Below are 1,159 nucleotides of genomic sequence, written 5' to 3'. Positions count from 1 at the left end.
GTACCGGACGCATCCAAGTCATCTGTCACTTGGCGAAGCGCTTGAATGGATCCAGCGGCTGGCGCCGATACATGCGGTGCTGACACATATGCACGTGCCGCTCGACTACGTCTCGGTGATGGCCGAGACACCAGCCAATGTCGAACCCGCCTATGACGGCATGGTTATAGAAATCCCTTATGAATCAGCACGATGCGAATAGAGCTTCATGAGGGCTTTCGGCTCCTTGGTGCAAATATCAGCAGCGTTCCGATCCGCTCGTAGCCCATCCGGGGATAAAGCAGCGCCCCGGCATGGGTTGCTGCCAGCACCGAGTACCTTGACCCGCGCGCGCGATCGTCGTGCAACATTTTCGATATCAAAGCCTGACCAATGCCGCGACGCCGGTGCGACGGCTCGACATACATGCTCGAACACCAGGTGGCTCCCACGGCATCCAGGCTGCGAACGCGCCCAACGATGTCGGCGCCGTCGATTGCCACATACTGGCGGAACGGCGCGGTGTCGCCGAGCAAATCGTCTGGGATCGGCTGCCTGCGGATGATCTTTCCCAACTGTGCCGCCCGTTCGGCCGTCTGCACGCGTTCGACCGAAGCAACCGATGGCGGGTTCGGAATCCGGTGCAATCGGTGGACGAAAAAGCCTTCGGTCCGCAGCAGCCGGTAGCCGAGAGCTTTGTAGGCGGTTCGTGTCGGCCCGTCCGGATCGTCGTTCGCGATCACAACGGAAATGGCAAAGCCCGGCCGCGCATGCTGCCGCACGACGGCATCGGTCTCTTGAGCGGCGACGTCATGGACGACCCATTCTTCGCCGCGGTAATCGCGAGGATTCTTGCGTTCGGCATCGCGCATCAGCCACAATGGTCCAACGCGGCTGGCCTCGTAAGGAAAGGTGCGGCTCCTATCAGCGCTGAAGCCATGCACGAACACTTCGATTGCCGCTTCGATCTCGCTGTTTGCCATCTTCATTTCAACAGCCTAGCGTTGGCGATCCGCTCAAGGCAATACGCCACAATCGGCTCAAGCCTATGAGAATCAGCGGCAATTTACAGTTCTTGGCCCATGCGTTAGTTCCATAATCTATCTTATGCGACTTTTGGATACGGCGAGCGGCATGGATGCGGCGGTCCCCGACTTCACTTTCCAGTTCCCTTGGAGGC

At 59.3% G+C, this 1,159-nt stretch carries 1 protein-coding gene and 1 pseudogene; one reads left to right on the top strand and one right to left on the bottom strand.

The window, feature by feature from the left end:
* Window positions 1-202, top strand: a pseudogene (locus ENZ74_RS32430) (MBL fold metallo-hydrolase); the annotation flags it as partial.
* Between the two features lie 4 nt (window positions 203-206).
* On the opposite strand, the gene ENZ74_RS32425 reads toward ENZ74_RS32430, so the two are convergent.
* Window positions 207-968: a GNAT family N-acetyltransferase gene (locus ENZ74_RS32425; RefSeq protein WP_013531572.1), complete on the bottom strand. Its 762-nt coding sequence runs from the start codon at window positions 966-968 to the stop codon at window positions 207-209.
* Window positions 969-1,159 lie beyond the last annotated feature (191 nt).

This window comes from Mesorhizobium sp. M7A.F.Ca.CA.002.15.2.1, assembly GCF_003998715.1.
GTDB classification, from domain to species: Bacteria; Pseudomonadota; Alphaproteobacteria; order Rhizobiales; family Rhizobiaceae; genus Mesorhizobium; species Mesorhizobium ciceri.
Note: the sequence above shows the minus strand (reverse complement) of the source record. Positions and strands in the feature narration are given on the sequence as shown.

Excerpts from the sequence above, each read along its gene's own strand:
- ENZ74_RS32425 (WP_013531572.1), bottom strand. The coding sequence starts at position 968 with ATGAAGATGGCAAACAGCGAGATCGAAGCGGCAATCGAAGTGTTCGTG.